At 57.1% G+C, this 16,784-nt stretch carries 15 protein-coding genes; all 15 read left to right on the top strand.

The window, feature by feature from the left end; genetic code table 11:
- The first annotated feature begins 181 nt into the window (after positions 1-181).
- The 15 genes from NZ823_02215 to NZ823_02145 all read left to right on the top strand — a co-directional run bounded on the left by NZ823_02215 (position 182) and on the right by NZ823_02145 (position 16,680).
- Complete coding sequence (locus NZ823_02215; protein ID MCS6803941.1) at positions 182-1,498, top strand: O-antigen ligase family protein; 1,317 nt, start codon at positions 182-184, stop codon at positions 1,496-1,498.
- Between the two features lie 56 nt (positions 1,499-1,554).
- Complete coding sequence (locus tag NZ823_02210) at positions 1,555-2,013, top strand: GNAT family N-acetyltransferase (protein ID MCS6803940.1); 459 nt, start codon at positions 1,555-1,557, stop codon at positions 2,011-2,013.
- Between the two features lie 143 nt (positions 2,014-2,156).
- On the top strand, positions 2,157-3,443 hold the full coding sequence (locus NZ823_02205) for a glycosyltransferase family 4 protein (GenBank protein MCS6803939.1): 1,287 nt from the start codon (positions 2,157-2,159) through the stop codon (positions 3,441-3,443).
- A gap of 15 nt (positions 3,444-3,458) precedes the next feature.
- Positions 3,459-4,097, top strand: coding sequence for a sugar transferase (locus NZ823_02200; protein MCS6803938.1), 639 nt, complete (start codon positions 3,459-3,461; stop codon positions 4,095-4,097).
- Positions 4,094-4,867, top strand: coding sequence for a WbqC family protein (locus tag NZ823_02195; GenBank protein MCS6803937.1), 774 nt, complete (start codon positions 4,094-4,096; stop codon positions 4,865-4,867). Before NZ823_02200 ends, NZ823_02195 begins: the two co-directional genes overlap by 4 nt.
- Positions 4,868-4,885: 18 nt before the next feature.
- Complete coding sequence (locus NZ823_02190; protein MCS6803936.1) at positions 4,886-5,575, top strand: PIG-L family deacetylase; 690 nt, start codon at positions 4,886-4,888, stop codon at positions 5,573-5,575.
- 9 nt (positions 5,576-5,584) lie between these two features.
- Entirely contained in the window at positions 5,585-6,481 is an 897-nt protein-coding gene (locus NZ823_02185; GenBank protein ID MCS6803935.1) for a class I SAM-dependent methyltransferase, read from the top strand.
- A 28-nt stretch (positions 6,482-6,509) separates the two neighbouring features.
- The gene (locus tag NZ823_02180; protein ID MCS6803934.1) at positions 6,510-7,505 is read left to right on the top strand and encodes an ATP-grasp domain-containing protein; all 996 of its coding nucleotides are present in this window, start codon (positions 6,510-6,512) and stop codon (positions 7,503-7,505) included.
- On the top strand, positions 7,477-8,229 hold the full coding sequence (locus tag NZ823_02175; GenBank protein MCS6803933.1) for an HAD family hydrolase: 753 nt from the start codon (positions 7,477-7,479) through the stop codon (positions 8,227-8,229). Before NZ823_02180 ends, NZ823_02175 begins: the two co-directional genes overlap by 29 nt.
- 4 nt (positions 8,230-8,233) lie before the next feature.
- Positions 8,234-9,379 (top strand): aminotransferase class I/II-fold pyridoxal phosphate-dependent enzyme, encoded by a 1,146-nt coding sequence (locus NZ823_02170; GenBank protein MCS6803932.1) that lies wholly within the window; start codon positions 8,234-8,236, stop codon positions 9,377-9,379.
- A 1-nt stretch (position 9,380) separates the two neighbouring features.
- Complete coding sequence (locus NZ823_02165) at positions 9,381-11,294, top strand: polysaccharide biosynthesis protein (protein MCS6803931.1); 1,914 nt, start codon at positions 9,381-9,383, stop codon at positions 11,292-11,294.
- Between the two features lie 28 nt (positions 11,295-11,322).
- On the top strand, positions 11,323-11,841 hold the full coding sequence (locus NZ823_02160) for a VanZ family protein (GenBank protein ID MCS6803930.1): 519 nt from the start codon (positions 11,323-11,325) through the stop codon (positions 11,839-11,841).
- A gap of 16 nt (positions 11,842-11,857) precedes the next feature.
- Positions 11,858-13,333 (top strand): O-antigen ligase family protein, encoded by a 1,476-nt coding sequence (locus NZ823_02155; GenBank protein MCS6803929.1) that lies wholly within the window; start codon positions 11,858-11,860, stop codon positions 13,331-13,333.
- Positions 13,334-13,450: 117 nt separating this feature from the next.
- Positions 13,451-15,685 (top strand): polysaccharide biosynthesis tyrosine autokinase, encoded by a 2,235-nt coding sequence (locus tag NZ823_02150; protein MCS6803928.1) that lies wholly within the window; start codon positions 13,451-13,453, stop codon positions 15,683-15,685.
- Positions 15,686-15,798: 113 nt separating this feature from the next.
- Positions 15,799-16,680 carry a hypothetical protein gene (locus NZ823_02145; protein ID MCS6803927.1) on the top strand — a complete coding sequence of 294 codons (882 nt, stop codon included), beginning with the start codon at positions 15,799-15,801 and terminating at the stop codon, positions 16,678-16,680.
- Positions 16,681-16,784 lie beyond the last annotated feature (104 nt).

The raw sequence follows: 16,784 nt of genomic DNA, 5'->3' as shown, positions 1-16,784 counted from the left end.
GATCGAGTCGTTCAGTTGATCGCCCGTTTGGTTGATGGGAATCGTTTGTGTTGCCCATGACGACGCACAAAAATGATGAGAATCTGACCGCCAATGAACCCGGCTGGACACAGCGGCGGGAGAAGATCTGTGTTGATCGGTATCCATCCGTGATGATGTGGGGAGCGGAGCGAGGTTGAGCATGGCCACAGCCACATCGAGCCTATCCGTCCAGATGGAAGCGGCGCGCGGGCGGCTGCCGACCTATTTGGTTGTGTTGTTGTCCGTGCAAGTTTTCTGCACCTTCTTGACGGAAACCAAGTTCATTGCCGAGCTGAAAAACAACATCGGGGCGTTTGAAGTCTCCGGGCTTATCTTATTTGTAGTGGCGTTTGACTATTTCTTGCACCAGCAATTGCCGATACGCACGCATCCGGTGATGCGCTGGCTCGGGGTGATGGCGCTGGTGGCTACGCTCTCGCTGTTGCAACTGACGCCGGATCGGCAATGGAACGGCATCGTTGCGTATGTGCTTCTGTTGTCGTCGCTGGCCTTCACGTTGACGCTCTACAATGTAATCACGTTGCATGAGCAGTATTTTGTCCGGTTGATGCGGGCGATTGGCTACGCTGTTGGTGTGATCGCGTTGTGGTTGTTGGCCGACAGCATTCAATCGGGCGGACAGGTCAATGCCGCTGGCCCGTTTCGCAATCGCGCGCATGCCAGCGTTTACATGTTTACCAGTTTTTGGATATTGCTGCTGAATCTGAGTTGGCCAGGCACGACCCGTCGCCAGTGGTGGACGTTTACGGCGATTCTTCCGTTGGCGCTCTATTGTGTGATGGTCGGTGGCCGGCGCTCGGTTTATCTGTCGCTGCTGGTTGGTTTGGTTGGTTTGGCGCTGGGATTCATTGTCTCGCGGGCGCGTGCTCAGTTCAAACTGCTGACGCCGTTTGTCGTCAGTCTGATCGCGGTGGGCCTCTTCTATTTCGTCCTCAGTGAATTTTGGTATCCGGCGCAATTCTTTCGCCAACGGGTTGGCATGGTCAGTTCGCGCATTGAAATGGCGACAGCCCGCAGCGCGGAAGATGTGGAAAACGATTTCATGCTACAACAACGCGCCGGCGTGCTCGACGCATTCCGGGATCATCCAGTGTTGGGCATTGGCTGGGGCGGATTCTACCGTTCGGTTTACTCACGGACAGGACATGAAGTGCACAGCACGCCGATGCGCTTTTTGGCTGAAACCGGTTTGCTCGGCCTGCTCGCCTACACGATGTTCATGGGCTGTTTGCTGTGGCGCTCGTTGCGGCTGTGGTGGTTGAGCCGACGTAGTGATTTTGAGTTGTCCAGTCTGATCCTCTGCTTGGCGCTCTGGAGCCTGTCGGTGAGTTACGTCTATAACCGGCAAATGACCGACCGGACATTTTGGCTGATGCTGGTTGTGTTTATCAGTTACGAGACCATCGTGCTGAACCGGCACCGGCGCGCTCGATGGTTCCGCGAGCAGGCCGTCTGATCGCTATGAGGCCGCGCTGAGCTGAGTGGAGTGTGAGGCCGCGCTGAGCTGACCGTATGGCGTATCAAGTTAAACCGCTGACCCGCGAACTGACCGGTGTGTACCTGGAGCAATTTCTTATCATGGATCAGGTCGAAGGGGGTGAAGTTTGGGAGCGTCGCCACTTCCTGCATGAGCTGCCGGGCAAATGGGAGTGTTCATGGATCGCGCTCGAAGCAGATGAGGCCGTCGGGTTTGTGATTGCATCGCTCAAATCGCACGGGCTACACGTTCATCGGATCGTGGTGCACAGCGAGCATCGGCGGCGCGGGCTGGGTCGCATCTTGTTGCAGCGCGCGGCCGAGCGAGCCGTCGAGCGCAATCTCCCTCAGTTGACGCTGCGTGTGCCTGAACAGAATCGCGGGGCAGTCGCGTTTTATCATCGCCTTGGATTCCAGCAGCAGGATCGCCAGGCGGGACATTTGGAGCTTGCCATTGATCCGCGACGGCTGCTGCATGGTTCTCATGATTCGTGATCACCGGCTGAGCACGGCTGAGCAAGAACGCCTGTAAGACAAGGGCGCAATCAACCTTTTCTCATAGCTTTCATGATTCGGCTCGCCACGAAGCATGAAAATGATAATTCTCGAGGCACAATCAACCTTTTCTCATAGCTTTCATGATTCGTGATCGCCGGTTGAGCAAGAATTCGGGCATGTTCAATTCGACACGCCACGAGCCGATCAAAGTGCTCATTGTATGCACCGTTGATCATTCGGTGCAAAAGCTGCTGGCTCCACAAATTCGTGCGCTGGAGCAAGCTGGCTATCGAGTTGATGCGGCCTGTGGGCCTGGGCCGGTCGTCCAGTCGCTCCGGCAGGATGGTTTTCAGATTCACACGGTGGAGGCCATCAATCGAGTCCATCCGCTGGTCAATTTGAAAACAGTGCTGGCGTTGTATCGGCTGATGCGTCGGGAGCGGTATGAGATCGTCCATGTGCATACACTATCGGCGGCATTTGTCGGTCGGCTGGCAGCGTGGTTGGCCGGTGTGCCGTTGATTCTTTACACATTTCGCGGGTTCGCGTTCTATGCGGGCGCGCCGTGGTATATCAAGCCATTGAATCTGCTGATCGAGTGGTTGTGTAGGCCGATGACTGATTTTTTCTTTTCGCAGTCGGAAGAGAATCGGCAGCGGGCGATTCGCTATGGCGTTATTGACCCGGCGCGAAGTCTGACTATTGGCAACGGGATTCGATTGGCTGACTTCATCACGTCGCCGGCAGACTCAGCGGCCATTGGCGCGGCTGTGAGGCAAGAGTGGGGCATTCCGGCCTCAGCCATCGTCGTCGGCATGGTCGGCCGATTGGTCAAGGAGAAAGGCGTTGTTGAACTAATCGAAGCGGCTGAGCACATCAGGCGCGTTCGCCGTGACGTTGTGTTCCTCATGGTCGGCGAAGCGCTGCATAGTGATATTGGCATGCGTGAGCAGCTTCGCCAGATGATCGAGCGGCGCGGTTTGACCGACCACTTTGTGTTCACCGGATTTCGTCATGATGTGGCGCGGTTTTATCACGCCATGGATATTTGCGTGCTGCCGTCCTATCGGGAAGGGATGCCGCGCAGCATCATGGAAGCGATGGCCTGCGGCAAGCCGGTCGTGGCCAGCGACATTGCCGGTTGTCGCGATGAGGTAGTGCATGGTCAGACGGGCTGGCTTGTGCCAGTGAAAGATGCCGCAGCGCTTGGCGACGCGCTGCTGAAATTGATCAATGATCCGGCGCTCGCCCAGCGCATGGGGCAAGCCGGTCAACAACGCGCCAGAGAGCTGTTTGACGAAGAGCGCATCTCTGAGCGAATTGTCGAGACGTATCATCATCTGATCGAAAAGAAGCTGGGCCTTCGCTATCAGCCGCTGAACCGGTCAACGCGAAGTCAGTCTGTTGCTGGCGAGAAGGCAGGGTGAACAGCAGAGGGCAGTATGCTGGGTTACCAAAAAAGACCCGTTTCGTTTGCGATCAAGCAACTGGTGGATTACCTGGCGGCCGCCCTGCTGTTGATTCTGTTGTCGCCGCTGCTGGCGCTGATTGCGTTGTTGATCAAATTGGATTCATCCGGTCCGGTGCTGTTTCGTCAGGTGCGCGCCGGGCGCTTCAATCGGCCGTTCTGGATTCTCAAGTTTCGCACCATGATTGACGGAGCAGACAAGATCAGCCTGGAGATTATCCAGGATGATCCGCGCATCACGCGCGTCGGCCGATGGTTGCGCATTATGAGCTTGGATGAATTGCCGCAACTCATCAATGTGCTGCGCGGCCAGATGAGTTTGATTGGTCCGCGCCCGCTGCTGCCAGGCACGGTCCGTCCAAGTGAGGCGCGCCGACAAGAAATGAAACCGGGACTGTCATCATACCCCGTCTTATTCGGTCGTCATGCATTGAGCTGGGACGAGAGAATGCGGCTCGACATCTGGTATGTCGAGCACTGGAGCTTATGGCTTGACCTGAAAATTGCCCTGCTGACCATCCCACGCCTGTGGGCGCGGCAAAACGCGGGTCAGTCCCGCCGACGCCCCGACGCAGCATCGGTCGTGTCGGTCGAGCAAAACAACGCGCGATGAGCAAAGTTGTAGCCATTCATCAGCCGCAGTACTTGCCTTACTTGGGCTTCTTCCACAAGCTGCGCCACGCGGATGTGTTTGTCATCCTGGATAACATTCAGTTTCAAAAAAACGGGTTGCAAAATCGCAACAAGATCAAGACGCATCACGGGTGGCAATGGCTCACTGTGCCGGTGCTTCACCGGCTGGGGCAAGCCATCCGCGACGTTCGCATAGACCAGCGACAACGCTGGCAGAAAAAACACTGGAACGCGCTGGTGACGAACTATTCGCGGGCGCCTTATTTTCATCAGTATGCCGATGGAATCAGGCGACTGCTGGAACAGGAGTGGGAGCGCCTGAGCCAGTTGGATGTGGCGTTGATCAAGTGGGCGATGCAAGCGCTGCGGATCACGACGCCGCTGCTGTATGCCTCAGAGCTGAACGTCAGCGGGCAGCGCACCGACTTGCTCGTCAACGTGTGTCGCGCGGTCGGCGCCGATGTGTACTTGTCAGGGCCGGGCGGACGGCGTTACATGGAGTTGGACAAATTTGATGCAGCCGGCATTCGGGTTCTCTGGCAAGATGTGCCGTCGCCGGTCTACCAGCAGCTTTTTCCTGAAGCTGGTTTCATCGCTGATCTGTCTGTTGTGGATGTGTTGTTTTGTTGTGGAGCGGCAGCGCGACAATGGATTGAGTCAGCGGGTGCGCCTGCCGCGCCGTCCGTCGCCGTCGGTCACGAGGCTGACGAGGAGAAGCTGGCCGGTGTTCAACTGATGGGAGAACTCTGACGTGGAGTGCTACCAGCGATGACGCGAATCTTGGTGATTGCGCCACATCCGGATGATGAAGTGCTTGGCGTCGGTGGCACGATGGCGCGACTGGTGCGCGAAGGCCATGATGTCTATGCGGCCATCGTCACGCGCGGAGACCCTTCAATGTTCGACGCTGCATCGGTTGAGCAGACTCGTGAAGAAGCCCGCGCAGCTCACAAGCGGCTCGGCATCCACGAGACAATCTTTCTGGAAGGACTACCGGCGGCGTTGCTTGATACGGTTCCGCACGCCAGACTAAACGAAGCGCTCACGGAATTGCTCAATACCGTCAGGCCGGATTATCTGTTCATTCCATTTGCCGGCGATCTGCATCGGGATCATCGGCTCGTGTTTGAATCGGCGTTAGTAGCGGCTCGTCCCACGGGCTCGTCGCTGGTTCAGGCCATTTATGCTTACGAAACGCTATCTGAGACAAATTGGTTTGCGCCGCCGTTGACGCCCGGTTTCGTGCCAAATTCCTATGTAGACATCTCGATGGTTCTCGATGTCAAACTCGATGCCATGAGGGCCTATCAAAGTCAACTCAAATCGTTTCCGCATGAGCGTTCGCTGGAAGCGGTGGAGGCGCTGGCTCGATGTCGGGGCGCTGCTGTTGGGGTTCCGGCGGCGGAAGCGTTTGTGCTTGTTCGCCGCGTGGTGAGCGTCGGTGGCGTCGGTCTCTGAAAGCCCGTGATGGTTGGCGCGCAGTCCGATTGGCTGATGACGGTCACACCGCGCTGCCCGCTGTGTGACTCCGAAGATTACGCTGTGCAGTGGCGCTCTGGCCGCCGCGCCTACGGTGTCTGTCGCTCGTGCGGGTTGGCGTTTGTTCAACCGTTTGAGCAGGGCGCGCCCGATGACGTGGGTGAGGCGGCTGCGTCCGTGACGAAGCCTTCATACTTGCGCATGATGAGCGAGCAGGCGCACGCTCGCGCTCAGGCGGCTCGCCGGATGGCCGTTCGGCGCTTGACGGTCTATCAATCGCTGTTGGGGCGAAAGCCAGCTCGCGTGTGCGAAATCGGCGCCGGCGATGGCGCGTTCGCCGTCGCTTATGAGGCGCTAGGAATTTCCTATGTGGGCATTGATGTTAATCCGCGCATGGTCGAGCTTGCTCACTCGCTACAGCGTCATGTGATTTGCGGTTGCGCTGAGACAGCATTGACGCTCGGCGTGACATTTGACGTGATTTTTTTCTCGCAAGTGCTCGAACATGTGTTGCAGCCGAGGGCGTTTCTGGCGGTGGTGCGACGCGCGCTGGCTGACGACGGACTTGTCCATCTGGACGTGCCCAATCATGATGGGTTGTCGTCGTGGACACGTCGGCTCTGGCCACGTCGTGGCGAGTACGGGTTTCTTCAGCCGCCTCATCATCAGATTGCCTACACGGCAGACACACTGGCCAAGCTGCTCCGCCGGACGGGGCTGCCGCCGGTGTGGATTCGCGCCGTAGGAAATTTCCACGACACCTGGGGGCAGCTCACCGTTGGCCCGTCGTTGGTGGGACGGTTGGGCTTGCGGCTGGCCGGCCTCGTCGGCATGGGCAGCCTGCTCGTCGCTCTTGCCAGGAAAGACGCAGCGTGGTCGGCTTGAGCCGGTTTCATTGGAAGCTGGAGCGATCATGAGCATGAACATCATGTTCACCAGCGTTGGCCGTCGCGTTGAATTGGTGCGCGCGTTCCGCCGCGCGTATCAAGCGTTGGGGTTGGATGGGCGGATCATCGGGTTGGATATGGACCCGCTGGCGCCTGCCTTGCAATTGGTGGATCGGCCTTACATCGTCCCACGCTTGGACGCGCCGGATTATATCCCTACATTGATCGGCATCTGTCGAGCCGAGCGGGTGAACTTGATTTTTCCATTGATTGATCCAGATATTCCGCTGCTGGCACGACACAAATCGGCGCTGGAAGCGACCGGCGCGCGTGTCGTTGTGGTCAGCGAGCAGGCCGCAGAGATGGCGGCTGACAAGTGGCGCACGGTCGAATTTTTTCAACGCTTATCTATACCGACGCCGCGATCGTGGCTACCGACCGACATCAATCCCTCTGCCGCCGACTATCCATTGTTCATCAAACCACGCGGGGGCAGCGCCGCGCAGCACACCTATCGTGTGCAGAATGCTCGTGAGCTGGCGTTCTTTGTGGAGTACGTGCCCAATCCGATTATTCAGGAATACTTGCCTGGGCCGGAGATTACTAACGATGTGATTTGCGACCTGGACGGAGAAGTGATGGGCGTTATCTCTCGCCGTCGGATGGAAGTGCGATGGGGCGAAGTGGCCAAGGGCGTGACACTCTATGATCCTGAGATCACGCACGCGTGTGTTCGTATTGCGCACGCATTGTCGGCTATCGGTCCGATCACCATTCAGTGCATGATGAAAGACGGTGTGGCGCACTTCACTGAGATCAACGCGCGGTGGGGCGGCGGAGCGCCGCTTGGCATAGCCGCCGGCGCTGATTCGCCGCGCTGGTTGTTGGCCCGCGCTGCCGGACTCGCGATCGAGGTTCCGCCGCTTGGCGCTTATCAAACCGGACTCTTTATCACGCGGTATGACGATGCGTTTTACCTGACGGAGGCTCAACGTGAACAGATGGCGGGCCATCGTCTTTGATTTGGACGATACGCTCTATTTGGAGCGCGACTACGTCATGAGCGGCTTCCGAGCGGTCGCCGCATGGGCTGAGCCGCACTTGAAGATTCCTCGTGAGCAGGGATTTGACGAATTGAAAAAATTGTTTGAGCAGGGCGCGCGCGGCACAACCTTTGATCAGTGGCTCAGCGCTCATGATCTGTTTGATCCCGGTCTCGTGCAGCGACTCGTCGCTCTCTACCGTGAGCATGAACCGAGCATTGCGCCGTTTGATGGTGTCGCGCCATTGCTGCGCTCGTTGCATGAAACGTGTTGTCTTGGTCTACTGACGGATGGTCTTGTGGCTGTGCAGCGACGGAAGCTGGCTGCATTGGGCCTGGCCGAGCATTTTGATGTCGTGGTGTTTTCCGACGAATGGGGCCGCGACGCATGGAAGCCAAGTCCTATTCCGTTCAACATCGTGTTGGAGCGCCTGCAAGCGTCTGGCCGAGAGGTCGTCTATGTTGGCGATAATCCGCAAAAGGATTTCAGCGGCGCCCGGCGCGTTGGCATGACCACGGTGCGCGTGCGCCATCCAGAGGGTCTCTATGCGCAGATGGAGCCGCTCTCGCCCGATCATGCCCCTGACCTGGAGATCACGCATGTGGCTGCGTTGAAGGAAATCTGCGCTCCATGTCCATCGGCGCGAGCTAAACAGGGGGTAGAAGCGCCCAGGAGCGTCATGTGTTGTGATGAAGGAAGCTGAATCGGTGAGCCAGCGCATTTACCTATCACCGCCGCACATGGGCGAGGCGGAATTGGCCTTGGTCAAGGATGCCTTTGCGTCCAATTGGATCGCCCCGCTCGGGCCTCATGTGGACGCTTTCGAGAAGGAATTTGCTGAGCTGATCGGCGTTCGACATGCAGCCGCGCTTTGCTCAGGCACAGCCGCGTTGCACTTGGCGCTGCGGCTCGTGCAGATTGAGCCGGGCGATGAAGTTATCTGCTCGACGTTGACGTTTGTCGCCAGCGCCAGTCCGATTGTTTATGAAAGGGGACGTCCGGTCTTCATTGACGCCGACGCGGCCACGTGGAATATGGACCCTGATCTGTTGGCCGAAGAATTGAAACACAGCGCGAGGCGGGGCAAGCGACCACGCGCCGTGATTGTTGTGGACCTGTATGGTCAGAGCGCCGATTATGATCGAATCGAGCGCGTCTGCGCTGAGTACCAAATTCCACTCATCGAAGATGCCGCCGAGGCGCTGGGCGCAACCTATAAAGGCCGAATGACTGGCGCATTTGGTCGGCTAGCCGCATTTTCGTTCAATGGAAACAAGATCATCACTACGTCGGGCGGTGGCATGTTGGTCTCGGACGACGGAGCGTTGATCGAGCGGGCGCGATTTCTGGCCACGCAAGCCAGAGACCCAGCGCCTCACTATCAGCATTCAACCATCGGTTACAACTACCGCATGAGTAATATCCTGGCAGCCATCGGGCGCGGCCAACTAAAGGTGCTGCCTGATCGCATCCGCGCGCGCCGCCGCAATTTTGAATACTACCGACAGGCGCTCGGCGACTTGCCGGGGATTCAGTTCATGCCCGAAGCGCCCTACGGCCGTGCCACACGTTGGCTCACCTGTCTGACGATTGACCCGTCGGCGTTTGGCGCGACTCGAGAAGACGTTCGACTGGCGCTGGAAGCGGCCAATATCGAAGCGCGACCGGTGTGGAAGCCGTTGCACATGCAGCCGGTCTTTGCCCAGTGCCGCGTCAGAGGCGGTCGCGTGGCAGAGACTATTTTCGAGCGCGGCTTGTGCTTGCCCAGCGGGTCCACTCTGACTGAATCGGATTTGGAGAGGATTGTTACGCTCATCCGGCGGCAGCATGGCGCACATGAAGTGAGCGAGTGAAATGGCATACCGTTTTTATAGTCGAACCACGCAGGTGACCATTGACAGCGTGATCTGCGCGCTCGCCTTTTCATTAGCCTATCTGCTTCGATTTGACGGGTGGCCGCCGGCGCGGTATGCCGACCAATGGGTGACGTTGTTGCCGTACGTCGTGGTTGGTTCGATTTTGGTCTATGGCGTGAGCGGCATCTATCAGTTCATCTGGCGCTACGTGAGCACACGCGAGATGCTGATTTTGGCCGCCACGCAAGCGGCCATCGGCGCTGCTTTGATGGTCATCCGATTGACGTTTGGCCCCACTATCAGGGTGCTGGAAATCCCGTTGGGCATCATCGCGCTTTATCCGTGTCTGTCATTTTTGGGGACGGGCGGTGTTCGGATGTTGCGACGTTTGATCGCTGAACAGCAGGCGGCGCTCAGGCAGCCTGCAGCCGCTCCTGAAAAGCGCGTGTTGTTGGTTGGCGCCGGTCAGGCCGGCGTGCTCGCCGCCAAGGAATTGTCCGTTCGTCCAGACGTTGGGCTGCGGGTTCAAGGATTTGTGGATGACGACCGAGCGAAGTTAGGTCGGGTCATCGGCGGAGTGAGAGTGCTGGGCACCACTGAGGACCTCGCTCGGTTGGTTCATCAATATCGTGTGGATCAGGTCATCGTGACAATGGCCACCGTGCGACGTCGAGACCTCCGGCGGATCGTGCAGACCTGCGAGCAAATCGGCGTACCGGTCAAGATCATGCCGGCGCTGTACGAGATTCTCTCAGGACGTGTCCGCGTCAGTACGTTCCGCGACGTTCGGATTGAAGACTTACTCGGCCGTGATGTGGTTCAATTTGATTGCGACGATCAAGACGTTCGCCGCTGGTTTACAGGCAAACGCATTCTGATCACCGGCGCTGGCGGCTCGATTGGGTCTGAATTGTGTCGTCAATTGCTCCAGTTTGCGCCGACCCAGTTGTTGATGCTGGACAAAGATGAGAACAGCTTGTTCGAGATTCACCACGAGTTACAACGGCTCGGTTCGGCCACGCTGCTTACACCGCTGATTACCGACATTCGGCATGAGCTACGATTGCGGCGAATCTTTGAGCGGCATCGTCCACAGGTCATCTTTCACGCCGCGGCGCATAAGCATGTTCCGTTGATGGAACTGAACCCGTCCGAAGCGATTCTCAACAACGTATTCGGCACTCGCTTGCTGGTTGACCTGGCTGACGAACACGGCGTTGAAACGTTTGTGATGATTTCCACTGACAAAGCTGTCAACCCAACCAATGTGATGGGCGCATCCAAGCGACTGGCCGAGATGCTCGTTCAAGCAAAAGCGGCGACCAGCCCGACACGTTTTTCTTGCGTGCGCTTCGGCAATGTATTGGGGAGCCGGGGCAGCGTCGTGCCGCTCTTCCAAAAACAGATTGCTGCCGGCGGCCCGGTGACGGTCACGCATCCTGAGGTGACGCGCTACTTCATGACAATTCCCGAAGCCGCGCATCTGGTGATCAAAGCCGGCAGCCTGGGCGAGCACGGCGACATCTTCGTGCTCGATATGGGCGAGCCGATCAGGATTGTTGATCTGGCCAAAGATATGATCCGACTGTCAGGCCTGAAGCCGGACGAGGATATTAGCATTGAATTCATCGGATTGCGCCCCGGTGAAAAGCTGTTTGAGGAATTGTTGATCGGCGCCGAAGGAGTCCGCGTGACACGCTATGAAAAAATTTTCATTGCGCCGCCAACGCGCGTGGACGTTGACCAGATGCAACGCGTGTTGGCCCGCTTAGAAGTCGCCGCCAAGCAGGATGATCCCGCTGCCATCGCCCATGTGTTGGAGGCGTGGTTCAACGCCCATGACACGGCAGCCAGCACGCCGGGGCGGTCGCTTCGTTTCCTTCTGGCTCACGGACAGGGCAGGGGCGACTAATGCGATCCAGAGGTGAAAGGCGTTGCTGATGTACGCTGTGAAAGCCCATCGGCTCTATTGGCTCATCAGGCACTGGTTGCCGCCGGTGATCTGGATGGTGTTGATTTGTCCGTTCACCGGCGACATGTGGAGCTTGAGCGGCAACTCGCGGTTTCTTATCCCGTTGCTCCGTTGGTTGCTGCCGGAGATGCCCGAAGAGCAGATTCGCTCACTCTATTTGCTGATTCGCAAAATCGGTCATTTTATCGCGTATTTTATTTTGGCATGGTTATTCCTGCGCGCGCTGCGGGGGCGGTCCGTCGAGCGATGGCGTCCGGATTGGGCATTGAAGGCTGCACTGCTGACCATCGGTTATGCCGTGTTTGATGAGGTGGCTCAGAGCTTTCTTCCAACCCGCACGGGATCGGTCTTGGATGTGTTGATTGATTCAGCCGGCGCCATCACGGCGATGCTTATAACGATGCTCTATCATCAACGTGCGCCTGTCTCCGGCTGGGGGGCCGGTCGGCCTGCTCTGAAGCCTTCTGTCGGTGAGAAGGCGCGATGATTGAGCCGTTGAACGTATGCGCAGACGTCCATCTGATTGGCTGATGCACGTGAGCGAATCACCGGCGATGTCGCCTGCCGTCGGTCAGATGTCCGTTGGGCGCCGTTTGGCCGGGGCGATTGATCATCTGATATTCGGCGGTGTGGTGGTCACTGTCTTGATTACGCCTGTGCAATCGTTTGCCATTGAATTTCTCCTCGTCATGAGTGTGACGCTGTTGTTTCTGTGGGGACTGCAAGCGGCGCTTCGGGCGTATTTCAGCTTGGTGTGGAGTCCGGTTTACTGGTGGATCATGGCGTTTCTGTGTGTGGCGCTGATTCAATTGATCCCGCTGCCGTGGCGTCGCGCTCCGTTCAGTGATGTGGTCGGGCTGAATGGAACGTGGTCTGCGCTCACCATGAGCAGCGCAGCAACAGCGCAAGTTGCCATCGCGCTGGCCGCGCTGCTGGGGCTGTTACTCGTGGCCGCCCAAGTTGTCACCACCGTGCAGCGGTTGCGCCGGCTGGCTGCCTGGCTGATTTTCCTCGGCTGTTTTGTCTCGCTGATCGGTATTGCCGAGATGTTTTCCGTCGAAGGCGAACCGTTGATCAGTGGCCGACCAAATCCGCTGGGTTTGTCTTTCCCTTCGTTGACCAGCTTGGTCGGTTTGATCGAGCTGATCTTTCCGCTGGCATTGGCGACAGCGTTCTCGTCGGCGGTTGAGCCGGATCAGCGCGTGATGAGCGGTCTGGCAGCAATTGCTATGGGCGTCGCCGTCGCGCTGGCCAATACGACCGGTGGAATTTTCGTGCTGATCGTTGCCCTGTGTGCGTGGATATGGTTAATCGCACGGCAGCGCGTCGCGTTTGATCAAGCGCATCGGAGCAGCGCAGGCTTGAGGCGACTCTGGATTGGAGTGGCCGGTATTGTCATGGTGATCGTCGTTGGCGTTTCGTTGTTGGCGACAGCTTCGATTCCACAGCAAGTTCGATCAGACGTCGCAGCAGAAATAGAATCGTTGGTTGGAACCGGTTTCGATCCTGCTTCATCACATCAGAGTCGGATTCAGACGTGGAGAAATTCATGGTCAATGATCAGCGACTATCCACTGCTCGGCGTCGGCGTGGGCGCATATCCGGTGGCTTACTCGCGCTACGATACCGGCGCAGGTTATATGATGATGAACGCTGCTCATAATGATTATTTGCAGGTCGTGTGTGAGACCGGCCTGATCGGGGCCAGCTTGCTGCTGTTTTTTTTGATCGCAGTGGCGCGGCTCTGGGGTCGCGCGTTGCGTTGCCGGGAGCCTCGCTTGTGGCACGTGGCGGGAGGCGCTACGGTGGGGTGTATCGCGATACTGGTGCACAGTCTCGTGGATTTTTACCTGCAACAGCCGGCGACGGCGCTCGTCTTTTTTCTCTTGTTGGCCATGCTGATCGGCGTCAGTCGGTTTGAGCTGAGCACGGCGGCGAACGCTCAACCGATGGGCATGCAGCAACCGCGGCGCCTGTGAAGATTTGCGGGGCATACTTGTGTTGACGGCGCGGGCGCCGCGACTTATATTCAAGCTGGCGATCGAGTGCGGTCCGGCAATGCCGGTCGCGCCGGCAGGTTCAAGGAGTTTGGCATCATGAATGAACCCAGAGATTTCTCCAAACCGCAGACCGGTTTAAGTCAATCAGCTTGGTTTGATCGTTGGGCTGGTGAAGAAACCCTCGATTTGAGGCGCTACGGTCGCATCATCCGCAATCGGTGGTGGGTGATCCTGAGCATCCTGAGCATTGTCTTTGTAGCGTATGGCATCAAGGTGTACCGCACACCCTCCGAGTACAAAGCAACAGGAACGATTGCCGTTGAGCCGACGACGCAACAGATCATGACCGAGGTCGAAGGCTTTGATGTCAGCGATAAACGAGGCTATGAGCCGCAGGCCATCCAATTGCAGTTGGATATTCTGCGAAGCCAAGCGGTCGCCGAACGGGTGGTAGACCGACTGAAGTTGTGGGAGCACCCGGATTTCAGCGCCGCTGTGGCTAAAGAAACGGACCCGGAAAATCGGCGCACGCGATTGCTTGACAAGTTTCGCGAGCGATTGACGATTGAGAAACCGAGAGACATAAACTCGCAACGGGTCATTCCCGTCAGCTACCGATCATCTGAGCCGCGCCTGGCCACCGAGATCGTCAACACGTTGTTTGAAGAGTTCATTGCCTACAATCGCAAACGCAATGCCGACAGAGTTGATTTCGCCGCCGATTGGTTGGTTCAGCAATTGGCGACATTGGAAGATGAGATCAAAAAGAAGCGGGAGAATCTCGTCAAGTATCAACAACAGGCCGAACTGCTCCACATGGGTGACGCAGAGAGTAAAGAGGATCAAAACCCATCGCATGAACGATTCGCCAAGCTCAATAGCGCGTTGGCTGAGGTGGAAGCCAATCGCATTCAAGCGGAGGTGCTCTATCGGTTAAGTCAAAGTGGCGGGGTGAGCCAACTGCCGTCAACGATGACCAATCCGGTGCTAGACGAATTGAAGCAGCAACGTGTCAAATTGCAGATGCAACTAGATCAACAGCGCGGCATTTACCAGGACGATGCGCCACCCATCAAGCAACTGAAACAACAATTGGCTGAGCTTGACCTGCGCATTGAGCAGGCTCAACAAGCGCTGCTGGAGCAGGTTCGCAAAGAATATCGCCTGGCTGTTGAGAAAGCACAAGCCATGACGGAAGCGGTCGAGCGAGAGCGAGCGGAAATCCTCAAACAGAATCAAGCCTCGCTGCAATTTAGTCTACTCAAACGCGAAATCGAAGTGGACGAGAAAGTCTTCCAGATGCTCTCTGAGCGATTGCGCGAGGCCAATCTGATGAAGACGTTGGCGCCCAGTAGCAATATCCAAGTTGTGGATCGAGCGAGAGTGCCGCTTGAGCCGGCAGACTCAAAGGTGGCCGGTTATTTGCTTGGATTGCTGGTGGGGTTGGTGCTAGGCGTGGTCGGAGCGTTTGTGCTGGAGTTTCTCGACGATAGTCTGAAGACGACTGAAGAAGTCGAATCGCTGCTGCGATTGCCTCATCTGAGTATGATTCCCAAAGTTGCCGGTTACACCGACAAACCTGTATTCGCTCGCCAACGCTCGATTGAATCACGACCTCTGTTGTTGGAAACGGGCTACAATGTCGGTCATGCCTTTACCGAAGCCTATCGGACACTCCGTACGTCACTCCTGTTATCGTCAGCAACCCATCCGCCTCGGACAGTTGTCGTCACCAGCTATGAAAGCGGCGTCGGCAAGACCACCACAGCAGCAAATTTGGCCATCGCGTTGGCCCAAGCGGGCAAGCGCGTGCTCTTGCTTGACGCTGATATGCGGCATCCCAACTGCGCCGCAATGTTTAATGTGGATGCTGAGACGGGACTGAGTACCTACCTGTCCTTCGATGATAAACCAGTCAGCATCTGCCATGACTGTGGCGTAGTTGGGTTGGATGTGCTGCCGAGCGGGCCGGTCCCGCCCAATCCGTCGGAGCTGCTGCATTCGGAACGCATGGGAGTGTTACTGGAGTCAGTGAGTCAGCGCTATGATCACGTGATTATTGATACACCGCCGCTAGGCTTGGTCTCTGATGCGTTGATCTTATCCACATTGGTAGATGGCGTGTTGCTGGTGGTCAAACTGCGTGCCACGTCGCAACGAGGCATCCGTCGAGTGAAAAATCGGCTTGATGCGGTCAATGCCAAGATTCTCGGCGTTGTCCTTAATGCCGTGGATACACGCCAGTCTCAGTATGGTTACTACGACTATGGCTCCTATTATTATGGCCGAGCCGAGAAGTCGCCCAAATCAGAAAGCGTGGCGCGGTCGTAATGCGAGTCACCAGACTCGAGGAGTAGGTGCTTGATATCAGTTTCGAGCGGGCTACAATCGCTGGCTCGTTCAATTAAACTAGCATTCAATTAAACTCGGGAGGGATGATCATCGTGAGAATGAAGTGTAATGTTAAAAAACCTGAAACTGTAAACAGTATCACCAAATTCGTCGTCATGATATTGGCCGTCACAATGACGGGCTTTGGTCAATCGAAATCAGTTAACAAACCAGTGGGTGAAATCGTCACTCGTGAGGGTCAAGTGAAGATTGATGGCACTTCGGCTCAACGGGGAGCGACGGTTTTCAATGGCAGTGAAATCGAGGTAGTTGATGGATCAGCTTTCTTGAATTTATTGGCCGGCAGCGGCGTGTTGTCATTGACGGCTGGGTCGCGAGTGAAAGTGTCCCGTGATGAGCAACGGGTCATCGCTGAGCTGATGGCCGGGACGATCACGGTTCGTAGCGCGCTGGCTTCGACAGTGGTCGCGCCGGATCGCGTGATCACATCGGAGCCGGATAATCTCTATACGGTTTCTGTGCAGAAGTCGGGGACAACGGTCAGCAGCTTATCCAAGTCGCTCATGGTTCGGACGGCGGACGGAGCCGTCCAGACCGTTGCGGCGGAAGCCGCCGACACGTTGGCCAAAGCCATTGCTCGGATTGAGCCACGCAACGATCAACCAGCGCAAGCCACCGAACGAACGCGCACAGCTTGGGTCTCGGCTCGCTGCATGTTGACAGGCCTCACACTGATGGTCTCAGGTGATGTCAGTTGTCGTGGCGTTCTCATTGCGGGCGCTGAAGTCAGATTGAACGTTCAGTTGCGCGACGGAACGATCATTACACAGACGACTACAACCGATTCAGTTGGCGCATACAAGTTCACCCTGACTATACCACCACAACCGCCGGGATTCCGTGGCGCGGCTCACGTTGTGGCCATTACTAACATCCCCGGCTGCGGCGATGCTGGCAATCGGTGTTACTTCTAGTTCGGGTCGCTCGCCGAGTGGTGATTGAACCGATTTCGTGCCCCGTAGGAGCAACGCCGGCTCTGGTGGCTGCTTCTACGGGGCTTGTTGTGTTTGCACGCATG

This window comes from Blastocatellia bacterium (genome assembly GCA_025054955.1).
Lineage (GTDB): Bacteria > Acidobacteriota > Blastocatellia > HR10 > J050 > JANWZE01.
The sequence above is the reverse complement of the archived record's forward strand: the minus strand, read 5'-3'. Positions and strand labels throughout refer to the sequence as shown.

Bases quoted from the DNA above. Each gene is read 5' to 3' on its own strand.
- NZ823_02215 (MCS6803941.1), top strand. From the start codon at position 182: ATGGCCACAGCCACATCGAGCCTATCCGTCCAGATGGAAGCGGCGCGC.
- NZ823_02210 (MCS6803940.1), top strand. From the start codon at position 1,555: ATGGCGTATCAAGTTAAACCGCTGACCCGCGAACTGACCGGTGTGTAC.
- NZ823_02205 (MCS6803939.1), top strand. From the start codon at position 2,157: ATGATTCGTGATCGCCGGTTGAGCAAGAATTCGGGCATGTTCAATTCG.
- NZ823_02200 (MCS6803938.1), top strand. From the start codon at position 3,459: ATGCTGGGTTACCAAAAAAGACCCGTTTCGTTTGCGATCAAGCAACTG.
- NZ823_02195 (MCS6803937.1), top strand. From the start codon at position 4,094: ATGAGCAAAGTTGTAGCCATTCATCAGCCGCAGTACTTGCCTTACTTG.
- NZ823_02190 (MCS6803936.1), top strand. From the start codon at position 4,886: ATGACGCGAATCTTGGTGATTGCGCCACATCCGGATGATGAAGTGCTT.
- NZ823_02185 (MCS6803935.1), top strand. From the start codon at position 5,585: ATGGTTGGCGCGCAGTCCGATTGGCTGATGACGGTCACACCGCGCTGC.
- NZ823_02180 (MCS6803934.1), top strand. From the start codon at position 6,510: ATGAGCATGAACATCATGTTCACCAGCGTTGGCCGTCGCGTTGAATTG.
- NZ823_02165 (MCS6803931.1), top strand. From the start codon at position 9,381: ATGGCATACCGTTTTTATAGTCGAACCACGCAGGTGACCATTGACAGC.
- NZ823_02160 (MCS6803930.1), top strand. From the start codon at position 11,323: ATGTACGCTGTGAAAGCCCATCGGCTCTATTGGCTCATCAGGCACTGG.
- NZ823_02155 (MCS6803929.1), top strand. From the start codon at position 11,858: ATGCGCAGACGTCCATCTGATTGGCTGATGCACGTGAGCGAATCACCG.
- NZ823_02150 (MCS6803928.1), top strand. From the start codon at position 13,451: ATGAATGAACCCAGAGATTTCTCCAAACCGCAGACCGGTTTAAGTCAA.